The sequence below is a fragment of the Pedobacter miscanthi genome (assembly GCF_032678605.1).
GTDB classification, from domain to species: domain Bacteria; phylum Bacteroidota; class Bacteroidia; order Sphingobacteriales; family Sphingobacteriaceae; genus Pedobacter; species Pedobacter miscanthi_A.
On record NZ_JAVTSU010000008.1, the window covers coordinates 259,428 to 284,106 of the forward strand.

Annotated in this window: 17 protein-coding genes; 2 read left to right on the forward strand and 15 right to left on the reverse strand. The window is 39.7% G+C overall.

Features of this window, described 5'->3' with window-relative positions:
- Nucleotides 1–288 precede the first annotated feature (288 nt).
- From R2R28_RS14155 to R2R28_RS14185, 7 genes are all read right to left on the reverse strand, one after another.
- Nucleotides 289–1,359 (reverse strand): porin, encoded by a 1,071-nt coding sequence (locus R2R28_RS14155; protein WP_316826335.1) that lies wholly within the window; start codon nucleotides 1,357–1,359, stop codon nucleotides 289–291.
- Nucleotides 1,360–1,596: 237 nt separating this feature from the next.
- Nucleotides 1,597–2,157: a K(+)-transporting ATPase subunit C gene (locus R2R28_RS14160; protein WP_316826336.1), complete on the reverse strand. Its 561-nt coding sequence runs from the start codon at nucleotides 2,155–2,157 to the stop codon at nucleotides 1,597–1,599.
- Nucleotides 2,158–2,292: 135 nt separating this feature from the next.
- Entirely contained in the window at nucleotides 2,293–4,320 is a 2,028-nt protein-coding gene (gene kdpB / locus R2R28_RS14165) for a potassium-transporting ATPase subunit KdpB (protein ID WP_316826337.1), read from the reverse strand.
- Between the two features lie 8 nt (nucleotides 4,321–4,328).
- Nucleotides 4,329–6,047: a potassium-transporting ATPase subunit KdpA gene (kdpA, locus tag R2R28_RS14170; protein ID WP_316826338.1), complete on the reverse strand. Its 1,719-nt coding sequence runs from the start codon at nucleotides 6,045–6,047 to the stop codon at nucleotides 4,329–4,331.
- Between the two features lie 39 nt (nucleotides 6,048–6,086).
- On the reverse strand, nucleotides 6,087–6,164 hold the full coding sequence (locus R2R28_RS14175) for a potassium-transporting ATPase subunit F (protein WP_082035969.1): 78 nt from the start codon (nucleotides 6,162–6,164) through the stop codon (nucleotides 6,087–6,089).
- Nucleotides 6,165–7,003: 839 nt separating this feature from the next.
- The gene (locus tag R2R28_RS14180; RefSeq protein WP_316826339.1) at nucleotides 7,004–8,116 is read right to left on the reverse strand and encodes a M20/M25/M40 family metallo-hydrolase; all 1,113 of its coding nucleotides are present in this window, start codon (nucleotides 8,114–8,116) and stop codon (nucleotides 7,004–7,006) included.
- Between the two features lie 17 nt (nucleotides 8,117–8,133).
- The gene (locus R2R28_RS14185) at nucleotides 8,134–8,739 is read right to left on the reverse strand and encodes an N-acetyltransferase (protein ID WP_316826340.1); all 606 of its coding nucleotides are present in this window, start codon (nucleotides 8,737–8,739) and stop codon (nucleotides 8,134–8,136) included.
- A gap of 412 nt (nucleotides 8,740–9,151) precedes the next feature.
- Between R2R28_RS14185 and R2R28_RS14190 the strand changes: the two genes are divergently transcribed.
- Both R2R28_RS14190 and R2R28_RS14195 read left to right on the forward strand, forming a co-directional pair.
- Nucleotides 9,152–9,730, forward strand: a complete 579-nt coding sequence (locus tag R2R28_RS14190; RefSeq protein WP_316826341.1) for a Crp/Fnr family transcriptional regulator — start codon at nucleotides 9,152–9,154, stop codon at nucleotides 9,728–9,730.
- Between the two features lie 59 nt (nucleotides 9,731–9,789).
- Nucleotides 9,790–10,650 (forward strand): helix-turn-helix domain-containing protein, encoded by an 861-nt coding sequence (locus R2R28_RS14195; protein WP_316826342.1) that lies wholly within the window; start codon nucleotides 9,790–9,792, stop codon nucleotides 10,648–10,650.
- 144 nt (nucleotides 10,651–10,794) lie between these two features.
- Here the strand turns inward: R2R28_RS14195 and R2R28_RS14200 are convergent, their stop codons facing one another.
- The 8 genes from R2R28_RS14200 to R2R28_RS14235 all read right to left on the reverse strand — a co-directional run bounded on the left by R2R28_RS14200 (nucleotide 10,795) and on the right by R2R28_RS14235 (nucleotide 24,549).
- Nucleotides 10,795–11,445, reverse strand: a complete 651-nt coding sequence (locus R2R28_RS14200) for an HD domain-containing protein (RefSeq protein ID WP_316826343.1) — start codon at nucleotides 11,443–11,445, stop codon at nucleotides 10,795–10,797.
- Between the two features lie 106 nt (nucleotides 11,446–11,551).
- Nucleotides 11,552–13,981 carry an outer membrane beta-barrel protein gene (locus R2R28_RS14205; RefSeq protein WP_316826344.1) on the reverse strand — a complete coding sequence of 810 codons (2,430 nt, stop codon included), beginning with the start codon at nucleotides 13,979–13,981 and terminating at the stop codon, nucleotides 11,552–11,554.
- Nucleotides 13,982–14,104: 123 nt separating this feature from the next.
- On the reverse strand, nucleotides 14,105–15,205 hold the full coding sequence (locus tag R2R28_RS14210; protein WP_316826345.1) for a M56 family metallopeptidase: 1,101 nt from the start codon (nucleotides 15,203–15,205) through the stop codon (nucleotides 14,105–14,107).
- Between the two features lie 3 nt (nucleotides 15,206–15,208).
- A complete protein-coding gene (locus tag R2R28_RS14215; RefSeq protein ID WP_316826346.1) occupies nucleotides 15,209–15,577 on the reverse strand; it encodes a BlaI/MecI/CopY family transcriptional regulator in 369 nt (122 codons plus the stop codon).
- Between the two features lie 147 nt (nucleotides 15,578–15,724).
- On the reverse strand, nucleotides 15,725–16,693 hold the full coding sequence (locus R2R28_RS14220) for a phosphatidylinositol-specific phospholipase C (RefSeq protein ID WP_316826347.1): 969 nt from the start codon (nucleotides 16,691–16,693) through the stop codon (nucleotides 15,725–15,727).
- A gap of 572 nt (nucleotides 16,694–17,265) precedes the next feature.
- Nucleotides 17,266–19,638, reverse strand: a complete 2,373-nt coding sequence (locus tag R2R28_RS14225; protein ID WP_316826348.1) for a hypothetical protein — start codon at nucleotides 19,636–19,638, stop codon at nucleotides 17,266–17,268.
- A gap of 47 nt (nucleotides 19,639–19,685) precedes the next feature.
- Nucleotides 19,686–21,470 carry a RagB/SusD family nutrient uptake outer membrane protein gene (locus R2R28_RS14230; RefSeq protein WP_316826349.1) on the reverse strand — a complete coding sequence of 595 codons (1,785 nt, stop codon included), beginning with the start codon at nucleotides 21,468–21,470 and terminating at the stop codon, nucleotides 19,686–19,688.
- A 10-nt stretch (nucleotides 21,471–21,480) separates the two neighbouring features.
- Nucleotides 21,481–24,549, reverse strand: coding sequence for a TonB-dependent receptor (locus tag R2R28_RS14235; protein ID WP_316826350.1), 3,069 nt, complete (start codon nucleotides 24,547–24,549; stop codon nucleotides 21,481–21,483).
- Nucleotides 24,550–24,679: the final 130 nt, after the last annotated feature.

A 24,679-nucleotide genomic window follows, 5' to 3' on the forward strand; every position in this document is an offset into this window, starting at 1 on the left:
GCCTATTGTTTAACGAGCTTAATTTTCTCATCATTAACATGCCAAGGAATGCTAAAAACAGACTGAATAAGATTTCTATGTAGGGATGCATTGTTTATTGGTTTTTACAAAGTCTTGTTTATAAAGTGTCGTCATCTCGACTGCGCTAGGCTACGATTGACAAAATCAATAAAAGGGTCATCATTGCGAGGCACGAAGCAATCTTAATGCGCACGCCAGATAGCGATCGTTATAAGATTGCTTCGTCGGCTGAAAAAGCCTTCTCGCAATGACGAAAACTTGGGGGAACTAAAAAGATACCGCTATATTTGCCGTAAGGCTAGCATTGGCATTAACCGCAGCACCTTCCCTTGCAAATATTTTATCTTTGCTATCGTAAGCTTTTGCTTCTAACCTGATTACTGCATTCGTGATTGGTGAGTAATCAAGGTTTAGCGAATAACCTTTAGTTTTGAAACCCTGAGGTGTTCCGGTGGCGATAAAAATTCCGTTTTTGTCTTCATAATATTCGAATCTACCGGCAACGGCCCATTTTGTGGCAAATTTGTATTGCGCAATGACTACCGGAGAAATGACTTCATTTTTATCGCTGCTGCCTTTTTGTTTTTGCTGGGTTCCATAATCAAAACCAAGGGTTACGCCAAATTTATCGGTAACCTGGTAGATACCATAAATATTATGGTAAAACCTGTTTACCCTAACCGAATCAGCACCTTCGGTACCCAGGTAATTACTATAGTTTACCGTGATTTTACTGGTTGGTTTCCAGGCTAATTGTAGTCCACCGGCAGGTTTATTGTTACCATTCTGGCGGGTAATGCGCTGCCACCCATTTAAATACAATGCGGTAGCCGTAAATTTTCCATCCTTGGTACCATAAGTAATTTTCGCACCCGATTCGTAATAAGGGGTATTCTCTGAAGCAATGTTCCGAGTAAGTACCCAGCAATCTTTAGAAATGGCACTTTCGAAACCAATGTGGGACGAAAAAATTCCTGCATCAATCCATAGGTTTTCTGTTTTCGATAATTTTACTCCTGCATTGGCCTCAAAAATATTTTTTAAAACGCCAGGTTCGGCAGCAAGATTGGCATTGGTATACGTTCCGGCCATTACAGCTAAGTTGGCCCTGATCATTCCGCTATCGTAAGCAGCCTTAATAAAACCCAGGTTCAGGTTCACCTCATTTGCTCGGTTATGCGAATAAATAAACCCAGGGCGATTATGATCAGCAGGTTTATTAAAATCGTATCCATAATAGGCCTCAAGGTATCCGCTTACTTTAATTTTAGGTTCATCCTGCGCTTTCGCGAAGATTGTTGTTGTAAGTGCCGCGGCAAGTAATAATAGTTTTTTCATTTTATCTGATTGTTTTGTATTGGGCAAAGCATGAGGCTCTCTTTTGTTACAGGGACCAAATGCATCGCTATTGTTATTGTTTTTGGGAAATTGTTTTTGTTAAAGCTCCCTCGCGGTCGTCATTGCGAGGAAGAATGACGAAGCAATCTTTTTTGCTATCATAAGCTTTCTATAAAGATTGCTTCAACCAATGAAAAATTGGTTTCGCAATGACGGCTTTGGGAGGAAAAGCTTCAATTAAAGCTTATCAAGCGCAAGGTTTAACTTCAGCACATTTACTGATGAAGGGCCAAATACACCCATGAAAGGTTTAAGGGTATTCATGGCAACAAGTTCCTTCACCTTTTTCACATCGATATTACGGGCTGCAGCAACTCTCTGGATCTGAATGGCTGCCCCTTGTTCTGAAATATTAGGGTCAAGTCCGCTTCCTGAGGCAGTAACCATATCGGCAGGAATATCTGATTTTTTAAGGCCCGGATTGTATTTCAATAAAGTATCAATGCGGGTTTGAACCTCTTTTAAATAATCGGGGTTAGATGGGCCTTTGTTAGAACCTGCCGAACCTGCTGCATTGTAGGCAACTGCCGATGGTCTTCCCCAAAAATATTGCGGTTTGGTAAACGATTGTCCCAATAAGGCATAGCCCACAATTTTACCGTTTTTGGTGATTTTTTCTCCTCCTCCATTTCCTTTAGACATTTTACCGATAAAGGCCACAGTAATAGGATATACTACGCATAACAACACCAATAATACAAGTGTTAAGCGGATGGATTGAATGATGTACTTTTTCATTTTTTTATTATTTTAAATTTTTCATTGCTATCATGCTGAGGCACGAAGCATCTCTAACCAATTAGGCAGTGCCAGATTTTAGATACTTCCCTATCGCTTACAGATTCTTCGCTGCGCTCAGAATGACATTTTTCTTTACACAAATAATCCGACCAATAAATCGATTATTTTAATGCCTATAAATGGCGCTATTACACCACCAATACCATAAATAAACAGGTTACGGCGTAATAAAGCGGTTGCACCGATAGGTTTATAGGCCACACCTTTTAAAGCAAGGGGAATCAGGATCGGGATAATGATGGCGTTAAAAATCACCGCCGACATAATTGCTGATTCCGGAGAATGCAAGCCCATGATGTTCAGGCTTTGCAAAGCAGGAATAGACGCAATAAACAAGGCAGGAACGATGGCGAAATACTTGGCCACATCATTCGCGATAGAGAAAGTGGTGAGGGTACCTCGGGTAATCAACAATTGTTTACCGATTTCTACAATTTCGATCAGTTTGGTAGGGTCGTTATCCAAATCCACCATGTTACCGGCTTCTTTTGCAGCCTGTGTGCCGCTGTTCATGGCTACACCAACATCGGCCTGTGCCAAAGCAGGGGCATCATTGGTACCATCGCCCATCATGGCCACCAGTTTACCTAGCGCCTGCTCATCTTTAATGTAGTTCATTTTATCTTCGGGTTTAGCCTCTGCGATAAAATCGTCAACACCTGCTTTTTCAGCAATGTATTTAGCGGTTAAAGGATTATCACCGGTAACCATTACTGTTTTTACACCCATTTTGCGCAGGCGTTCGAAACGTTCACTGATGCCCGGTTTAATGATATCCTGCAATTCGATTACGCCAAGCGCTTTTTCGTTTTCAGACACCACTAATGGGGTACCGCCATTGGTAGCGATGTTTTTTACATGGTTTTCGATATCGGAAGGGAAATTATTTCCTGCTTTTTGTACGATATTCCTGATCGAATCAAATGCTCCTTTTCTAATCCTTCTTCCATCAGCAGTATCTAACCCACTCGAACGGGTCTCGGCAGTAAACTTAATAAATGTAGATCCCTCTGGTGTTCCGGCAGATTTACCACCCTGCACAGCAGCTAACTCGATGATTGATTTTCCTTCCGGGGTTTCATCCGCCAAAGAGCTTAATACACAGGCTTCGGTAAAAGCTTTAATGTTTACACCTGCAGTTGGGTAAAAATTGGTTGCTTTACGGTTACCGATGGTGATGGTTCCGGTTTTATCTAAAAGCAGTACATCAATATCACCGGCAGTTTCTACTGCTTTACCCGATTTGGTAATTACATTGGCCCTTAATGCCCTGTCCATCCCGGCGATACCGATGGCAGATAAAAGTCCGCCGATGGTGGTTGGAATTAAACATACAAATAACGAAATCAACGCAGCGATGGTAATCGGTGTATTGGCGTAATCGGCAAAAGGTTTCAGGGTTACGCATACAATGATAAATACAAGGGTAAAACTAGCCAACAAAATGGTTAAGGCAATTTCATTCGGTGTTTTCTGACGGGATGCACCTTCAACCAATGCAATCATTTTATCTAAAAAGCTTTCGCCCGGAGCTGTGCTTACCTGCACTTTAATTTCATCAGATAAAACTTTTGTACCGCCTGTAACCGAAGATTTATCACCACCCGATTCGCGGATTACCGGTGCAGATTCACCAGTGATGGCCGATTCGTCAATAGTGGCAATCCCTTCGATAATTTCTCCATCGGTTGGGATGGTGTCACCTGTTTCGCAGACAAAAATATCTCCTTTTTTTAACTGGTTAGATGAACGGATCTCGATGGTTCCGTTTGCCAAAAGCACTTTAGCAGGTGTTTCTTCTCTTGTTTTACGCAAACTATCTGCCTGTGCTTTACCTCTTGCTTCGGCAATGGCCTCGGCAAAGTTTGCAAACAGCACAGTAAGTAATAGCACCAAAAAGATAAAGAAGTTATATAAAGGCGATCCCTGACCGCTATGGCTGAAAGAATATACTGTAACGTAAGCCATTACCAGGGTTCCGATCTCTACGGTAAACATGACCGGGTTGCGAACCATCGCCCTTGGATCAAGTTTAATGAAAGATTGTTTTAGTGCGGTCTGCACCAAGGCAGGTTCGAACAATTTATTATTGGGTTTCATTTGTATTTTTATTTAAGCATGGTAAAGTATTCTGCTAACGGGCCTAGTGCCAGTGCAGGGAAATAAGATAATGCGTTTAATACCAGGATTACCGCAAAAGTCATCAGGGCAAAGGTTTTGGTATCTGTTTTAAGTGTACCGGCCGATTCAGGGATGAATTTTTTGGCACCTAATAATCCAGCAATCGCCACCGGACCGATAATCGGTAAGAAACGGCCAAGGAAAATCACAATACCGGTTGATAAATTCCAGAAGATATTGTTATCGCCAAGCCCTTCAAAGCCCGAACCATTGTTGGCATTGGATGAAGTTACCTCATACAACATTTCTGAAAATCCGTGAAAACCAGGGTTATTGAGCCAGTTTTTAGGCTGAACAGCCCAGGCGGCATTGCCATGACTGGTAAAAACATAACTGGCAATGGCTGTACCGGCAAGGATTAAAAACGGACTTAACAACGTAATAATGGCGGCGATTTTAATCTCCCTTGCCTCTACTTTATGACCAAGAAACTCTGGCGTTCTGCCCACCATCAATCCCGAAATAAATACGGCAACAATCAGGTAAATGAAGTAGTTTAATAAACCTACACCACAACCGCCATAAAACGAGTTGATCATCATGGCCAACAATTGCCATAAACCGGTTAAAGGCATCGTACTGTCGTGCATTCCGTTTACCGAGCCTGTAGAAATTACAGTAGTTAAGGTACTCCAGTAAGCGGTAGCTGCAGGGCCGAAACGTACTTCCTTACCTTCCATTGCACCTGTAGCTTGCGAGATACCCATTTTAGCTAAAGCCGGATTACCGCCCAATTCGGAGCTTATTGTTGGCAGGAGCAACATAAAGAAACCAATCGTCATTACACCGAAGATGGTCCAGGCCAGTTTTTTCCTGCGGATAAAAAACCCGAAGGCAATCACCATGGCCAATGGAATAATGGTTTGTGCAATAATTTCGGTCATGTTAGTCACGTAACTTGGATTTTCGAATGGGTGTGCCGAATTGGCGCCGAAATAGCCTCCACCATTTGTACCTAAGTGTTTAATGGCAATCATTTGCGCTGCCGGGCCTCTCGAAACATTTACGGTATCGCCCTGTAAAGAAATAAATTTGTCTTTACCCTCGTAACTTGCAGGTGTGCCGTTAAAAGTTAAGATTAAGGCTATTACAAGCGATAATGGTAATAATAAACGGGTAATCGATTTTACAAAAAACTCCCAGAAGTTACCCAATTGGGTAGTTGTTTTATCTCTAAAAGCTTTAAAGAATACCACTGCAGCAGCGATACCTGTTGCCGCGCTTACAAACTGAAGAAACATCAGTACAAACTGCTGGGTGAGGTAACTTACGCCACTCTCGCCCGAATAATGCTGCAGGTTACAGTTGGCAACAAAGCTGATAATGGTGTTAAAGGCCAGATCAGGTGTCATCCCAGGGTTTCCATCCGGATTAAACGGAAGTTTGTCCTGAAAGATGAGTACGAAAAAGCCATAGAACAACCACAATATATTAATGGTAAGCAGGGCTTTCATCTGCTGTTTCCAGTTCATTTGTTCTTTTACGTTAATTCCGGAAAGCTTATAAATACCAGTTTCCAATGGCTTTAAAAAATCTGTCCAGACTTTTTCTCCTGCAAAAACCTTGGCCAGGTATTTACCCAATGGTATTGCGATAACCAGGGTAAGCAGGAAGGTGGCAATAATGCCTGTTAATTCAGTGTTCATTTTTTGATTTGTTAATTGCTCTCCACTAAGGAGAAAAGATTAAAATTTTTCGGGTTTGATCAGCACGTAGATCATATAAATAAATACGGCGATGGCGATAATGAATAATGCGATCATAATGTTAGATTTTTTCGAACCAGTCGATTGATTTGTAAGTAGCCCAGCAGAGCAGAGCGAGGATTAATAAAAGTAGTATGGTCATGATTCTAATGATTTTGTATGCCATTAGCCAAACCTGTACCAACAAAAGAAAATAACAGTTTAATTAATTAATAAACAGATGATTACATAAAAAACATCTTTCTTATTTAAGTTCAGACATAAAAAAACCCTTCCATTTTGGAAAGGTTTTTTTCATTGTGGGGAAACTTAATTCGTCATTGCGAGGAGGAACGACGAAACAATCTTAAAGCGTTTGAAAATAGAAATCGTTGTAAGATTGTTTCGTCGAAAATCGGGGCAGGCTGTCGGCTGCAACGAAGTCGAGGAATCTATCTCAAGATAGATCTCTCCATTCCGCTGCGCTACAATCGAGAGGACGCCGCTTTTAGAGAGGGTTTTAGAGAGGGAGTTTCTGTAGCAAAAAATTAGCCTTAGCGAGACGCTAAGACCAGGTAACTGTCATTCTGAACGCAGTGAAGAATCTGTTTTGTATTAGGAATTGCTTAAATTACCCTATAGCTTTGAACGTAGGGTAATTGAATACTGTGTTTCATCGCTTAGAGATTCTTTACTGCATTATCAATGACAGATTCTAAAGAATGGTCGTCATTCCCGCGCAGCGCGGGAACCACGAAGTGCTCAGCGAAGCTAATCTTAATGCAACCTGCAACCCCTACCAAGGCATTACGATTGCCAGTCGGGCTGGCAATGACGATTCTACGCACTGTCATTAAACCTCCAATGTATTTGCAAAATTCTAAGCGCTACCAATGACAGATGGTGTTGAATGAAACCTACTTACCTTGCTCCAAATCCAAAGACTCCAACAAACTAATATAAATATTAATGCCTTCTTCAATCTCCTCAACACCAATAAACTCATCTGCCGTGTGCGATCGTGCAGAATTGCCTGGGCCCATTTTAACCGATGGCATATCCAGCCAGCCCTGATCGGAACTTGTTGGAGAAAGATAGGTTTGCCTGCCCAGTGTAAGTCCGGCAACCACCAAAGGATGCAGAATATCGATATAAGAAGGTTTTAATACGTTCGGCCGCAAGGTAAAATCACTCGAAGTATGGTTGATGATGGTATTTACAATTTCTTTTTCAGTATAATTATGGTCGAAACGAATATCAACCGTAAAACTGCATTCGCCGGGAACAATATTATGCTGAATCCCGGCATTAATTTCGGTCACCGTCATCTTTACAGGCTGTGGTTCACCATCCATAATGGGAAATGAGTAACTTTTAAACCAGTCGATATCCTTTAAGGCACGGTAAATGGCATTATCTCCCTCTTCCCTCGCCGCATGGCCTGATCTGCCTTTAGCAATACAGTCGATCACCATCGATCCTTTTTCGGCAATGGCCATTTGCATACAGGTGGGTTCGCCAACAATGGCAAAAGATATTTCTTTAACGTCGTTCAAAATATCACGGATACCCAACTCACCAGAAGTTTCTTCTTCAGCTGTGGCAGCTAAACATAGGTTAAAAGGCAAATCTTTCCGCTCAAAAAAATAAAGGAATGTAGCGATTAACGATACCAACGGCCCGCCGGCATCATTACTGCCCAGGCCATATAATTTTTCATTTTCAATTGTTGGACTAAAAGGATCACGGCTATATTGGCCGTTCGGCCTTACCGTATCGTGGTGGGAATTTAAAAGAATGGTTGGTTTTGACGCCTCTATGTATTTATTATAACACCAAACATTGTTGTGCTTCCTTAACGTGTTAACACCATGTTGATTCAAGAAAGATTCAATATGGTCGGCAGTGCGCCTTTCCTCACCGCTAAATGAAGGAATGGTGATCAATGTAGAAAGGAGTTCGACCGATTCCTGATATAAATGGTTAAGATCAGGACCTTCGGTGAGGTGCATTTTACTAATGGTATTCATGATGAGGTGGTTAGTGATTAAGAATGGGCAACTTCCTGGTAAATTTCTGCTTGCTGATACACTACCGGCTGTGCATCTATAAAATATTCTGGATCGAAAAGCATGGCGGTGCAAAGGCAGTTACATTTTTTCTTGCGTTCCAGAATATCATAGTTTACACAGCTTTTACAGCCTTCCCAAAAATGCTCATCGTGTGTGATCTCGGCAAAACTGACCGGTAGAAAACCTAGTTTGGAATTCATCCGCATAATGGCCGGACCAGAGGTAATGCTAAAGATTTTTGAATTGGGGTATAATCTTCTCGACATTTTAAAGATCCTGTCTTTAATTGATCTGGCTACACCTGAGTTCCTGAATTTTGGGGCGACAATTAAGCCTGAGTTGGAAACAAAGCGGCCATTTTCCCAGGTTTCGAGGTAAGAAAAACCCACCCACTCTCCGGTATTGGTTAAGGCAATAACAGCTTTACCCGCTGTCATTTTTTCAATTACTGACGCTGCCGTTCTTTTGGCAATCCCTGAGCCACGTATAATGGCCGATTGTTCTGTTTCTGTTATAATTTCTTCTGCGTAAGGTGCATCTCCATGATTGGCGATACGTACAAAAATGATCTGGTTATCCATGATGATTAAAATTTCATGCCGCGCCTATTACAAAACAGATACCGCAAATCTTTAACAGGAGGTCAGTCGCATTTTAAATAAACCTTTGGCCTTTATTTTTTTTTCGGGATCATGATCATTTTAACTATACCCTACCAAAATGAAAAGCTTAATTCCATTTTGGCATATCATAATCAATTTTATAGTTAAATACACAGAAAACCTTCTCCACCAATTCAACGTATGTATTTAAACCTAACAGGAATATCCTGATGAAATTAACGGCATATTAAACCATTAATACAGATAGCTATCAAAGCATGCAAGTTTTTCTGTATATTATATATTCTAAGATCCCTTTTTTTGACCTAAACCTTTTGATATGGTGCCCAATCCCGACAGCAGCTCTTTTGTTCAACCTCTTATTAAATATATGGAGCAATATCATCCCATCTCTCCTATTCTTGCGGCGCATTACGCAAAGCAGTGTACACTTTTAACGGTTAAGAAAAATAAACATATTATTTCTCCGGTTGATAGTAATGCAGCACTGTATTTTGTGGTAAGCGGTATTGTGCGGGGCTTTATAAAAGATAGCGATAAAGATATTACGACCTGGTTCTGTTTCGGGAACAATATTGTTGGCGCCATTCGTCACCCTGACCTTCAACCAAACCACTCTGTTGAGTATTTACAGGCACTCGAAGATTGTAAACTGATCCGGGTACCTTATACCTTGATTGAATATGCTTATACCAATTTCGAAGAAGCCAATATTATTGGCAGAAAACTTTTGGACTTACACTATTACGCGGCTTCCGAAAGATCAATCCTGGCCCGGATCCCTAATGCGCTGCGCAGGTACAGGAAACTAGACGAAACCAAAAAAATCGATTTGAATAAACTTCCGCTCCGTTACCTGGCCAGTTATTTGGGCATGCGGTTAGAAACTTTAAGCCGAATTAGAAGCAAAGAATTGCTTAAAGCAACCGAACATCCAATTGCCATTTAAAGCCTGTGTTAATAATAAATAAATTGGATTATTTATCTTTGGATCATGCGGTATAGATCATGACAAAAGGGTTGTTGCACGTTAAACTCGAAAAAGAAATAAAGGATTCCTTTTCTATTAACCATTTTAAGGATCATTTTGGTGTAGAAACACGCGCACATCGGCTGGCTTATCACCGGATTTTACTCCTGTCAGAAGGTTCAGGAGGAATTCAGATTGATGATCAGATTTTCCAGTTAACTGGCCGGGAAATCTTTTTAATGGCAAAAGGACAGGTTATCCGTTTGAATGAAAACACTAAATTTTCGGGTTTTGAATTGCTTTTCGGGGATTGTTTTTGGGAAAGAAGCCCATCAAGTGCCAACAACTGTAAAGCAGTACTGTTTAATAATGCGGCAAACAACCAGCAACTTTCCTTAAACGAAAATGATTATCAACAGTTAATTACACTGTTTAGCAGTTTGCATAATGAATTTACTTCGGCAGATTATGTGAATAAATTAGATGCCCTTGCGGCTTATCTGAAAATCATCATGATTAAAATTGCAAATGTAAATGCCGTATTAACAGCCGGAATTGATCACCACGAAAACAAACTTTACCGTAATTTTATCGAATTAGTCAGCCAGCATTATCAAAGTTCGCATGAAGTTGGAGATTATGCAGATTTAATGGGCATATCGGCCAGAAAATTAACCGAAATCGCTAAAAAATGCAGTGGTAAAGGAGCCAAAGACCTTATTAACGGTCAATTAATTGCTGAAGCCAAACGTGCACTCCAATTTTCATCAAAACCGGTAAAAGAAATCGCCTATCAGCTTAATTTTAGCTCCCCGGATCAGTTTAGCCATTTTTTTAAAAAAAATACTGCTATTTCTCCTCAGGATTACCGGTTGCACTTTGTTAATATTGGGGTTTAAAAAGGCATCCCAAAGTCCCGTCATTTCGAGGGAAATGCAACGGAGTCGAGAAATCTGTCTCGATATAGATCTCTCCATTCCGCTACGCTTCAATCGAGATGACGGTCTGCTTAAAAAAGTTCCGGTCGAAATGGCGACACTTATTTATTCACTCCAGGGTGAATGCAAAATACAATCGCAAAAATTCTTACGGTGAAAATTTGGGATCATGTAAGCACATACATCCGCCTTAATGTTGCCAAAAGTGGTTTCAGTTTTATGTTCGAAACCACTAAAAAATGTTGGGATAATCTTTTTCTTAAAATCGTTCCTGGGAAAAGCCTCTATTATTTCCAATCGATTGGATGCTGAAAGATTTTCATAACCTTCGCCCATTACATCCAAACCAACGCCACTGTACATTAATGCCACCTCAGCTTCTTTATGTTCGGCAATCCCAATGGTGGTATGCAGGGCAATGGTATCCCAAACCAGTTGTAAAGATGCTGCAGGCAAACCATGGCTTTTTAAAAAATCCCTGGCCGCATTTGCACCATCAACCTCGAAACGCAAATCTGCACTGCTATACTTCTTAGTAAGGCCCAGATCATGAAATACCGAGCTGACATACAACAGTTCAGCATCATATTTAAGGTTATTTCTTTTTCCATTTAAGGCGGAGAAAAGAAACACACGCAAAGAGTGGTTGTAAATAAATTCGGTTCCGTGTTCCAATAAAAGTTCGGTAGCCTGGTTGGCAATGGCACTATCTGGAATGGAAATTCCGGCAACTGATTTTGGTTTAATAGCTGACATATCTTTAAAAATTTATACCTCAAAGGTAGACCGTTAAAAAAATCTGTTATTGTTAAAAACCGACAAGTGCATGTTAAAATGTACGATTAAAAAATCTACAGATTTATTAATTTTCATTCATATTAGTCCGTTTTTTTTCGTCTTCTGCACTATTGCTTTTTTTGGTGTTTTTAATCGCTCCGCCAAAACTATAACTCAGGTTTAGCTTAACCATTCGTGTTTCGAACTGATTTTGCCAAAGCTGAAGCACTGGACCGCTATTCTGCTGGTATATATTTTTATACGATTTAAAAATATCGACAAAATTTAACTGCACGTATGCCTTTTTAGCAAGAAAGCTGTAACGTGTTCCCGCTGTAAGATAGGTATATGGGTTATTAATGATGTTACGTTCCATACTTTTACCCCTGTAGTTGAAAAGTACCGATAGAGAAAAATTCTTTGTTAATGAAAAGCTGTTGTAAGATGTAGCAGACAAGGCGGTAATCCCATTATTTTGTAACAGTTCTCCGTTTAATTCACCTTTAAACGATCTTCGGGATAAGGTAAGAACGGTAGAAGTGAATAAGTATGGCAATACCTGCTTATTGTATGCAAGCTGAGCCGATTTATAACCTGAATAATCTGCATTGCCCGGCTTTACTGATACAACTCCATTTCCAAGTGGAACACTTATAGAAGTAAAATCATCAAAGCTTAAACTATAGGTAAGGCCAAACCAAAAATCACTTTTGTAACTGTAATAAAAATCGGCGTTATAAGCGTACACAGGTAATAAATTCGGATTCCCTTGCTGCAGATTATTCGAACTGACAATGCGTTCCAGTGGATTTAAATTTTCGTATCCCGGTCGCTCGATCCTTTTATTAAGCCCTAATGATAAACTATGGTTTTTCGCAATTTTGTATTCGCCATGAAATGATGGAAAAATATTAAAATAATTCCGGCCTATAGCCCCCATCCCATTTTGCTGGTTACCCTTACCCCAGGTATGTTCGCCACGAAGCCCGATTTGATAGGAAAACTTCTTTGCGTTTCGGCCATAGGTAATGTAGCCGGCCGAAATATTTTCACGGTAAAGAAATGTATCTGATTGATCAATCCCACCGGATACACCAATAAGTGATTCATTTGAATTGTCTGATACCACATAGCTAGATTTTAGTCCCATGGTGATCTCTTTACCTTTTGCCATGGGATGTGTATAATCGATTTTTACAGCATATACATCAAATCCCCTATCCTGTTTAAGTTTACTGGGTGTCTCGGCAAGCATATTCCCATTTTCGGATAATTCAATCGTTCTGTTATCCTGCTCATTAATATTACTATAGCGGTAATAATCAAAATCTGCGCTAAATTCTCTTCCTGCAGTATCAATTTGCCGTTGGAGACGAACTCCTGAAGAAAAATTCGTAGATGGCGTATGTACCAGGTTAAGAAAATTAGATCCCGCTGTAAAATTCCCTGATGGGCCAGTAGAACGGATATTGGCTTCGGCATCCTTTTCAAAAAGTTGGTAACCCGGTTTAATGGAAGCAGATAACGTAGTTTTTTCGGAGAGATAAAGATCTAAGCCTAAATTTGGGGTATAAATGGTATTATTTCTTGTACTGGTAAGCTTAGAAACAGAGATGCCGGAAATGCTTCCATTGGGATTGAGAAAAGTAGAAGTAATATCGCTGTTATTAAAATAGCGGTTATAGTTATAATCCATATTGAGCAACAGGTTATAAGCTTTGCCTTTATAGTTCAGGTTTACTCCACCATTGGCCTTACCAAACTGCCCTTTACCCCCACCACCATACACATTCCCGTTTAAACCTGCTTTGTAATTCTTCTTCCGTATAATGTTAATGATTCCTCCATTTCCGGCGGCATCATATTTGGCTGATGGTTGTGCAATAAGTTCTACTTTTTGGATGGAGGCAGATGATATTCCCTTTAACAAACCTGCAAGGGCATCTGCAGAAAGTGTTGTTGCTTTTCCATCAATATAAACTTGTACATTTCTTCCGTTTAAACTCAGGCGGTCATCAGGCGTAACAGTAACACCCGGTAATTGGTTCATCACATCCAAAATTGGTGCGCCGGCACCAAGACCGTTCAGGTTAACAACAATTTTATCGGCCTTGCGCTCTACAAAAGGAAGTACACCAGAAATATTAACGGTGCCAAGTTGTTTAGCTTGGGGCTTTAACTGTAGCAGGCCAAGATCTATCGTTTCTTTATTTAAAACTTCAAAAACTTTTGAATTTCCGGTATGATAGCCCATCATTTTTACTTCCACAAAATACTTCCCTGCCAAAGGTGCTGTTAGCTGAAAGCTTCCTTTCTCATCAGATAACAGCGTTTGTACCGTAACGGAATCTGTACCCTGTTTTAAGCTTACCTGCGAAAAAGGAAGCGGCAAACGGTTTTCGTCAGCAGCTGTTCCTTTTACCTGTGTATTAAGTGATTGCCCGAAACTGATAATGGGGTTTAAAAGCAATAGAAAAATCAGGAAATTGAAACATTTAGTTTTTGAAAATAGCATATTATGTTTGAATTAAAATATAATTCAAACATAAAACTAATTAATTAGTCAAACAACTAATAAATTAGATATTTCAACTAAATAATTAGATATAAATCTACAAATGTTTTAAATAACTGATTTTCAGTTTAAAAAATTGATTCCTATCCGATAAGATGATCTTACTTTTTTTCCATTTTGTATCGCGGGTTCCCATTTAGGACTCTGATGGATCACGCGGATCGCTTCATCATTGCTTACTTTATCCAATCCCTCTACAATATTTTCGCCTGTAATGCTTCCGTCTGTTTCTACAATGAAACTGACAATTACTTTTCCGTTTTTGCCATTGATTTTCCTGGTTGAACTGATGAGGTAAGACCTAAACGCACGAAAACCACCCGGAAGACTGGCCAATCGATCAGGACTACTGGAAACAGAAAAATCCGTTGCCCTAAATGAAGAGCATAACATCAACATGCAAATGAGCGGTAGGCACAATGCATATTTCCATAAAGCATTTTTTGCCGATCTTTTCTGGTTCAACATGGCTATTCTCGCTTTTAGCGCTGACGGCGTAAAAAAAGTGTTCGCAAGATTAGGATTTGCTTTAAAATTCTGACAAAAAAGAGTCATGGCGTATTGCTTCTTGCTTCCTGAAAGTCTTGCTGCATATTCATCAGCCAGGTACTCATGAATAAATTTTATACTCTTTTTATAAAAATAAATAATAGGATTAAACCAGAAAAAAACAGCTACCAGTTCCACTAAAAGTACATCAATGGTATGTAGCTGCCGCACATGTATAGATTCATGGGCATTAATCACTTCTATTCCGTTTAAAGCGGGATCGATTATTTTTGTTCTCCAAAAAGAAAAAGCAGCACCGTTTTCTGGCGAATGGATCTCTTTTTTTACCCCGATTAGTTTGATCAAAAGATTTATAGCACTAAGCACTACTCCACTCCAATAAGTCATCAAAAACCAGTCGAATTTTTGTTTGGCAACAGTTGAAATATATCCGCTCGCTACAGTAGAAATATCTCCTAGCACAATATCGACCATTTGGAGCTTTATCACTTTTGACAAATCAATTAAGGGAATTAATAACGATAAAACTATTGCCGAAAGCAGGTAGATTCTGTTGAAGACAAAAAATGTTTCTTTTTTGAAAAGCACCAGATAAAACAGGTAAAATATAATGAGCGATGCATTGGCCCACAATAAATAAAATGATACTGCCATAACCTAATCTTTAATCTGATCGATCATTTTAAGTATTTCACCCGCGTCTTTTAAGTCGATTTTCTTTTCACGGATGAAAAAAGAAAACATATCCTGCACAGAATTAGAAAAATAATTACCCAGGAATTTATCCGCTTCGTGGCGCATATATTCTTCACGACTGATTAAAGGGTAATAACGGTGGGTTTTGCCAAAGGCTTCGTAACCGATTACCCCTTTGCTTTCCAATATCCTGATAATGGTTGAAACGGTGCTGTAGGCGGGTTTAGGATCAGGAAGTTCGTGAATAATCTCTTTCACAAAAGCCCTTTCCAATTTCCAGAGTACCTGCATCAGCTGGTTTTCTACTTTGGTTAAATCTTTGATGTCCATAGCAATAATTGATATTCAAATATCAGCTAATGTTTTAGCTATCACAACTAAATTACCATTTAATATTTTTTTATTCTCAAAAACAGAACGGTACACCCTTTTTGGATGTACCGCCATTACCTGAACCAATAAATCAAGAGGTTAGGATTAGAAATTTGTATTTACAATTAATTGGCTCCGGCCCGAATCAACAAAATCAAGCGGGATAATACCGAATTTACCGTGGGTATTATTGGTAAAAAAAGTAGTGATTTTTGGATTAACAGCGTTTGAAACCGTAGTAATACTCGGAATACTGAAAACACCGGCTTTGTAACCGCTTGCATAGTTAAGGTAAAGTTTGTTTGAGGTATCGTTTTTTGCCTCATTTAATAAAGTTTCAATTCTTGTCCATTTGGTATTTACATCGTTAACATTGTAAAAATCCTGAACCTTTAAATTGGCTGCCGAATTGCTGATATCGAAAGTGGTATTATCGGCCCATGCAGTAGCATCGATACCTTTTGGTGATGAACCCGAAAACCGCCTCAACAACCTGATTTTTCCACGAATACTGCCCAGGTTTGGAATGTTGTTCCCCAAATCCCATTTACCAGGATTTTGCTGTACATAGGCATCAAAAGTCTGCTCAAATGAACGTGTATTGTTTGAGGATGTATGCTCTTCTTTAACACTCATGATAATGGCTTCGGTTGGGTGACTGTTCAAAAAGTTGATACAGGCATTCAGCACATCATTAAAATTGAGGTTTTGGTAAATGGCGCCATGGTGAATGGCAAAAGCATTATCGATGTGCCTGCAACGGATATCGAGGTAACGAACTCCCGCATTCAACTGATCGGCAATACTCAGATTCTGACATTTAGCCGTACCTGCAACAGGTTCTATTGTAGCACCTGAATCGTGTGTACCCGGGATAGAGATGGCAGCAATACTGGTTTGATCGGTTACCACACTCATCCAGTTGTTTAATGAAAAACTTAACAGTTGAGCGTTAGGGTTTGTGCCATCTTTTAAATTCGGATTTGAGAAATTTTCTTTAAGTTGTTCTTCTTTTTTACAGGCACTAAAGGTGAGTACCAGCGCCACAAAAAGTGGCAGTTGTAATTTTTTCATAGTTTTTAAGGAAGATTGATGATCTATTTGGTTCAGTATCTTAAAGTTAGTAAAAGGTTTTACTAAATCGATACACTTAACAATTTTATAATACCTTTTTAATTTAATGGGTAACTGGCTGTACAGAATAAGCATTAAATTGTTGGAAAGTAAGTTGATCTCAGGAGAATTAGGGCGGTCAATAAATAGCGCTCTTATATCTGGCATAACTTAAATCCTTTTCAATGTTCGATCAGAAAATAATTACTGGAATGAAGCGCGCTAAAACAAGAAAACCACAGTGTTATACACAGTGGCTTTATACTAATCAACTAAACCTCATAAATACTAACTAGATATTTATGGTTCATCATGTAGGCTAAATCAAATGCAAGGGCAGGCGCCCCTGCATCGATTGCGTTAGTTATCCCTAAACTTCGCACATTAGATATCCCTAATATCTCATTGCGTTACAATGATAGTAGCTAAGCCAGAGAAATTATAATTTGACCCCGTCCAAAGCTTATCCAAAACTATGAACGGATAAAAAACTCATAATCACCCTAATAAACTACATTTTTGACTTAGTCTTTTTAGAAATACGTAAATGTTACTGTAGATTGGCAGTCTTTATTGCTTATCGCTCTTACCCAGTGAGCACTAAAACCATCGGGGAAAGTATAATCTATAGTTTGACCAGCTTTTATCGCGAATGTTTTGTATTGATGAAAGCCCGTTAAATCGAAATCAACCTCTAAGGTAATGGCTACATCTTTATCTGCCGTTAAGCTAACCTTTTTACCATCGTAACCCGTCATAATATAGGGAAGTGATGGTTCATTTGCTTTTACAGCCGTATTTTTCCAAACCCCACCCTGTCCAACAGCTTTACCCATTTTCCAAAGATCATCAACTCCGCCATACCATAAACCATTTGTATCATTACCAAAATACTGTGCATCAGGTTTAGCGTCTGTTTTAGTACCACTCAACACCAATAATCCCCTCCAGGTACAGAAATCTACTATTTTTTTATTGTGGGTAGTAACCGGGCGCAAAGCAATAAAACCGCTTTCTCTGCCTACTTCATAAAAAGTTCCGGAGATGTTTAGCATAAATCTTTCTGATTCAATTTCACGCCTATCGCGGTAAGACATTTTTTCATATTCGCCTGATCCTTTTGGCAAACGAAAAGTTCCGGTTTTATCTTTAATAATGATGGAAGCATCATCAACCGTATAACCTTTCTTTAATGTACCTAACCGTAACATTTGTGCCGTACTGTCTACTGCAGGTGCTACGGCTGTTAACTTTTCGTCAATTTCAGTATATTGATTACGGTTGGTATTTAATACCTGCAAATTTTTATTAAAATTAGCCGGACGTATGATATTAGCGTTAATCGTTCCTTTATCATCAATATTCGCTAAAGCCTTAAATAATGTTTCTTGCTTAGCTTGTGTTTTTCCTGTAAAATGCATAAACGCTGTTGCGGTACAATTTACATTTGTTTTAAAACGGACCCAGGTAGCTTTAAAATCGGCAGGGAATATAAAATATTGGTATTTATTGGCCACTAGCTTGATGGTTTTATAAGGTTGCCATTTGTTATTGCCTATTTTATCTATTTCTATGGTGATGGAAGCTGCTTGATCAGTTTTAAGGTGTAATACTTTCCGATCAAAGCCATTTACTAAAAATGCATCCGACGCTGTGTTTGCTTTTACCTCATCATTTTCCCACGACCCTCCCCAGCCTGTTGCTGCGCCCCAGGTTTTAAGGTCGGCAAATTGCCCGAACCATAGGTTAGATTGCGATCGCCCGGCCAATGGATTTTGCAATACGGTAGTTTCATCTGTGGCGATAACCAATTGATTATTCCAGTTACAAAAATCAGGGATGTAACGTAAATGTGTATTTAAAGGAGAAATGCCACCACTGTTACTTCTGGAAAAGGCCTTAGGAAAATCGTACATCATGCCGTGCATATCCATTAACATTTTACCATTACCTACTTCGCGGATACGTGGCCATTCGGTATACCAACCTCCAATGCCATCATAAGTATGTGCGGCCTTTGGTAAACGATAAGTATACCACTGCCCCCCATCTAACAGCTTTAAAATGACCGAGCGTTTATCCCATCCAATGCTCCAAAGCGGACTTTTATCATTCGGTGCCCCATAAATGCCTCCCGGACCTGTTACATCTGTAAATTGTTTACGCTCAATTATTTTCCAGTCTTTTCCGTCCCAGCTTGCTAAAACACCTTTTTCTTCAGGCGTTTTGGGTACATCACCTACCTTTAGCATATCCTTAGTCCATTTAAAAACTTCGTCTTCTCCATTATTGGCTACCACAAATAAACCCTGGGAAGTATAAGCACCTTTTCCATGCCATCCGGGTACTGGTTTTTCGAAAAGTTTGTTTACAGCGAGGCTATGTACATTTACTTCATAAACTTTTCCTTCCATATCATAGAAATAAACCATATTGGCGGGATCTGTTAAATGGCGAGCATTTGCCGTCATCCTTCCTTCCATTTTTGAAAACGGAATTACCCTTACTTTTCCCTTATCATCGATAAAATAATTACTGGTAATTAACTGGTTGGATTCTTTATGGATCATCCGGTTTGCCGGAGTACCACCAATGCTTTCTGGATGGATGGTAACATTGAGGTCTTTATCAATACTGTATAATTTATCAGCACTTCCTTTAGGCTGGTGTGGTGAATAAGTTACCAGCCAAAGTTGACCAGCCCAGGGGGTAATGGCGCCAATACCGTTTTCATAGCCTTGCCCAAACCCGTTATTCTGATTTTCATTTTTTGGCCAGCCTTCATTAAAAGTGGCCAGATGCGGGTAAATGCCACTTACCTGTAAAGGTTTTGTTTGGGTATAAGCCAGTTGTGTAGTAAAAATGGCGGTGCTGATTATAGCACCAAGTTTTAATCTCAGTTTCATAAATGTAGTTTAAACAGCCGAAAGAAAATGCTTCCGGCTATTATGTATTAATAATTTGGGTTTTGTGTTAATTTTGGATTTGCCCTTACTTCAACAGCTGGAATGGGCCATAGGTATTGTTTGGATTTATCAAAGCTGCGTTGAAATAAAACTTTAACATCTGCACCAAAACCACTGTAATCGGCAATACCGTCATCATCTATTGGTGTTACGCCAGGGAAAGGCCATTTCGCTCTATTTTGGTTTACCGGATCTGGCAGGCCAATAACGGGACGTGTTAATGCTTTTTCTGCTAATTTCCATCTGATTAAATCCATGTAACGCAGGCCTTCAAAAGCAAACTCTACCCTACGCTCTCTTCTTACCACATTTTTTAGCTGGGTTAAATCTAAAGTAGTAACTGCTGGATAAGCAGCGGTTTGGGTAACCGGTACGCCATAAGCCCTGGCCCTAACTTTGTTAATGGCATCAAGTACGGTAGCATCAGCCTGCCCCAGTTCAATTTTTGCTTCCGCATAGGTAAGTAGTATTTCTGCATAGCGGATAATAATGGCATCATTATCTTCTTTATGTGTATCAGACCAACTCTGCGATACACCTTTTTTAAATACAAAACCAGTAAAACTTGCAAAAGGTGCGACAGCACGCGTATCGTTATTGGTTACTTTTCGGCCTAACTTATTGCTCCATACCTGTGCCGAATCGGGATGTGGGTTATAATTATAACCTAACCAATAACTCGTACGCGGCACCACAGTTGAAGGTGTATTATTATAAAAAGGTACTATTGTAGCAATTAATCGTGGATCGCGGTTGGTGAAAGGATCTGATGGATTGTATAACGGAGACTCGTCAATTGGTTTTCCATCTGTACATTCAAATGCATCAACCAATTCGCGGGTGGGTAAAGTAGCGCCAAAACCGCCAGCATTACGTGTTATAATATCATCGGGTACACCAAATATCTGTTGGGTTTGATCTCTGGGTATGCTGAATATAATTTCTGCACTTTGCTCTCCGGCCAATTGGAAAAGGTTATCGTAAGAAGCATTCAAAGTATAACCTCCTGCTAAATTCATTACCGCCAATGATGCTACCCTGGCAGTTTCCCAATCGCCCATATATAAAGCAGTACGTGCTTCTAAAGCCAATGCTGCACCTTTGGTTAATCTTTTTACGGCAGTACCATACGTTTGCGGCAAATTTTGTGCGGCAAACTCATACTCACCCTTTAAAAAAGTATAAATATCAGCTTTGCTGGTTTTATTTACATTTTTAGCCTCTTCTATGGTTAAAGTTTTGATATTTAAAGGCACATCGCCAAAGTGGGTTATTAATTTGGCATATTGGTAAGCCCTGATCAAGCGCATTTCTGCTTCTAATCGGGTCATTATTGCCGGAGGTGTGTTGGCGGCAGCTTTATCTTTATTTTCCAAAAAGGCATTTGCCCTGGCAATAGCTTTGTAACAGTTTAGATAATAGGCTTGTACATTGGCATTATCAGAAGCCAAACTCCCTGCAATTACCGGATTACCGCCTGATCCACCCCGATAAAAACAATTATCAGAGAAAAATTCTTCAAAAGCACCGGTAAGTTCTACTACCGATGCAGCAGGCACCTCTTTTCCTGTAGTAGAGGAGATAGTAGTTGCCGTTTGCGCAGTCCAAAACTCTAAACGGTATAAATCGTTTACCGCCAACTCCAACTCATTTTGATTAGCATAAAAGCTACCTGTTGAAGGACTTGAGGGATCAGTTAAATCAAGTTTTTTGCATGACGATGCAGTAACAAAGCCTATCGCCAAAAATGCATATATGATGGTCTTATTCATTTTGTATAGATTAAAATTTAACGCTTATACCACTTAAAAATGTAGTAACGATAGGATAGTTTGCATTGCCAGATTCAGGATCGGCATATTTAGGATATTTACTGCTGGTTAAGAAATCGTTAGCAGAAACATATACACGCACTGATTTAAGCCCTATTTTTTGAAAAATATTCAATTTATCAAAAGTATAACCAAGCGTAACATTTTTTAACCTGAAGTAAGAGCCATCGAACAACCAAAAATCTGATGAGGCATAGTTATTAGTGGCATTGGTATTGGTTAACCGGGGTAAGGTTGCGGCTAAGTTTTGCTCAGGTGTATTGGTTTTGCTCCAAAAATTACCCTCTAAATAAGTTGGAAAATTACCAAACTGCTCTTGGAAAGGCCGAACGATATCATTGTTCAACCGGCTTAATTTTTTACCTACTCCCTGAAAGGTAATGCCAAAATCAACGCCTTTATAACCTAAATTTATATTACCGCCGTATTGGTAACGCGGCAACGAGCCTCCTAACAATACCCTATCATCAGCATTAATGATTCCATTGCCATCTATATCTTTATAGCCAATATCGCCAGCAGTTACTGCTGCACTGGTTTTTGCGGTACCTGCTGCTGGGGCAGTCTGGTAAATACCTGTACTCAGATAGCCATACCATTCGTTAAACTGGCTTCCCTCCATGTTAACTAATGTGCTGCCACTTTCCTGGCGTGTACCACTCATGTTTTTTATTTTACTTTTAGCATCAGAAATGTTAAAACCAGCGCTATAGGTAAAATCGTTAATTTTATCTTTCCAGTTTAAACCTAACTCCCAACCACTTACATCAAGTATTCCGGCATTTTGTTGGGGTTTACTATAACCCATATTTAACGGGATGTCTAACTGCAATAAAATATCTTTTGTGCTTTTTTTGAAATAATCAGCAGTAACATTTAGCCTGTTGTTTAAAAATGTGGCATCCAAACCTACATCTGTAGAACGGGTTGATTCCCATCTGATATTGCTTACAGCATAAACGGATTGGCTTCCAGAACTTAAAGGAACTAATACACCATTTTGGTAGAATAAAACATTTCGAAGATCGATATTGGCCTGATAAGGATAATAAACCTGTGCATTATTGTTATTTCGATCAATTATCCGCTGGTTACCAACCTCGCCATACGACGCCCTCAATTTTAAGAAATTAACCCATTTTACCTCTTTCATAAAATTTTCTTCTGAAAGCACCCAGCCAGCTGAGAACGAAGGGTAAGTTGCACTTCTAAAACCTGGTGCAAATCTTGAAGATTGATCCAGCCTTAAATTTGCCTGAAAAAGATACTTGCCCATATAATCGTAAGCAACCCGGCCAAACACCGAATGTAAACTTTCTTCGGTTGCGCCACCGGCATTATCGCGTAATGCAGTTGAACCGACCGTTAAATAAGGAAAATCTAATAACGGGAAACCATCTCTGCCTGCGCTAAGCGATTCGGCATTGGAGTAAATGCTTTCATAACCTGCCAAAGCACTAAAATGATGTTTGCTGTTAAAGGTTTTGGTATAATTAGCCAAAAACTGCCCGGTGATTTGATAAATTTCATCCCGGGTCTCATCTAATGTGGTAAGCGATGTATTGCTTGCGGCACTTGGGCTACCATCGGGGTTCGTAAAGGCAATTTTCTTTGAAAATGCTTTGCTCTTGTTAAAATCGAAAGTTGGTGCAACAACCGCAGTTAATGTTAAATCGTTAATGGGTTTAAAGTTTAATGCTAATCTAGCCTGAAGCTGGTTAGATTTTGAAGTAGTGGTGCCTCCCTCATTTAATTGTGCCAACGGATTTCTTCCATCTTTGGCAAGGGCATAAGCGCCATTTGTGTAATAAGCCGCATATATTGGGGGCATTACCCTGGCTTCGTAAATAGGGGTTTGTCCACTAAAAGGGTTATCCACCGGAGCAAGGTTGTTTAATCGGCGAAAGGCCAAATCTGCAGTTGCAGTGAATTTATTACTGATTTTAATGTCGTTATTTACCCTGAACTGATAACGTTCGTAATTGTAATTGTCGTAAAATGCCCCTACATCCTGATAGCCCAACGAAACTTTTGTTTTTAACTTTTCGGTTCCCGAAGTAAACACCAAATCATGTTGTTTTCTTGGTGCATACTTATTGGTCATAATTAAGTCCTGCCAATCCGTATCCGCAAAGGGAAATTTATCCGGAGTAGCCAATTTGTTCTTTTCGAAATTGTCAATCGCATCCTGCGCATATGGGCCTGTTGCAGCACCATCATTAACGGCCTGCTCGTTAAAGTAGCGCATATATTTGGGCGAATTTACATATTCAGGCAGGGCCGTTGGCTTTTGCAAGGCATACTCAAAATTGTAATCTATATTGGACGCCCCGTTAGCGCCACGTTTGGTTGTGATTAAAATTACCCCTGCCGCACCCCTGGAGCCATAAATTGCGGCCGAAGCGGCATCTTTTAATACACTTAATGATTCAATGTCATTTGGGTTAACCAAATCCATACTGCTCACAGGTATTCCATCAACAACCACTAAAGGCCCATTGGTATTAAGGGTAGTTACCCCTCTAATTTGTACCGTAGCGCCTGCCCCCGGTGCCGAACTGCTACGGGTAACACTTACACCAGGAACTGCACCCTGCAAAGCTTCTGATACCTGCAAGGTTTGACGGTTTGTAATGTCTTGCCCGCTAACTGTAGCTATTGCCCCGGTTAAATCTTTCTTTTTCTGTGTACCATAACCTACAACCACCACATCATTCAGGGTTTTGGTGTCGGCGGCTAAGCTAATCACAAGGTTTGTTCCGCTAATCGAAACAGTTTGTTCCTGATAGCCGATATAGCTAACCAACAGTTTATTGGTACCAGCCGGAACATTTAAACTGAACTGGCCGTTAGCATCGGTTGTAGTACCTGTTTTCGTACCGGGAATGCTTAGGGTTACCCCGATCAGACTTTCTTTTGTACCTGCATCAATTACTTTTCCGGTAATCGGTTTGGTTTGTGCCTTAAGTGCATAGTAAGTACACAAAAAGAACACCATTAAGAGTAGTTTTTTTTTCATTAAATTTGGCTAGTTTTATAGAAATTAGTTTGTTTTGCAAGCGGTGATATTTCTTCACTTATTTGCTAACCTAAACTTAGACAATGATCCAGATCCCCAAACGATAACCATTTATACAAATGTTTACCAA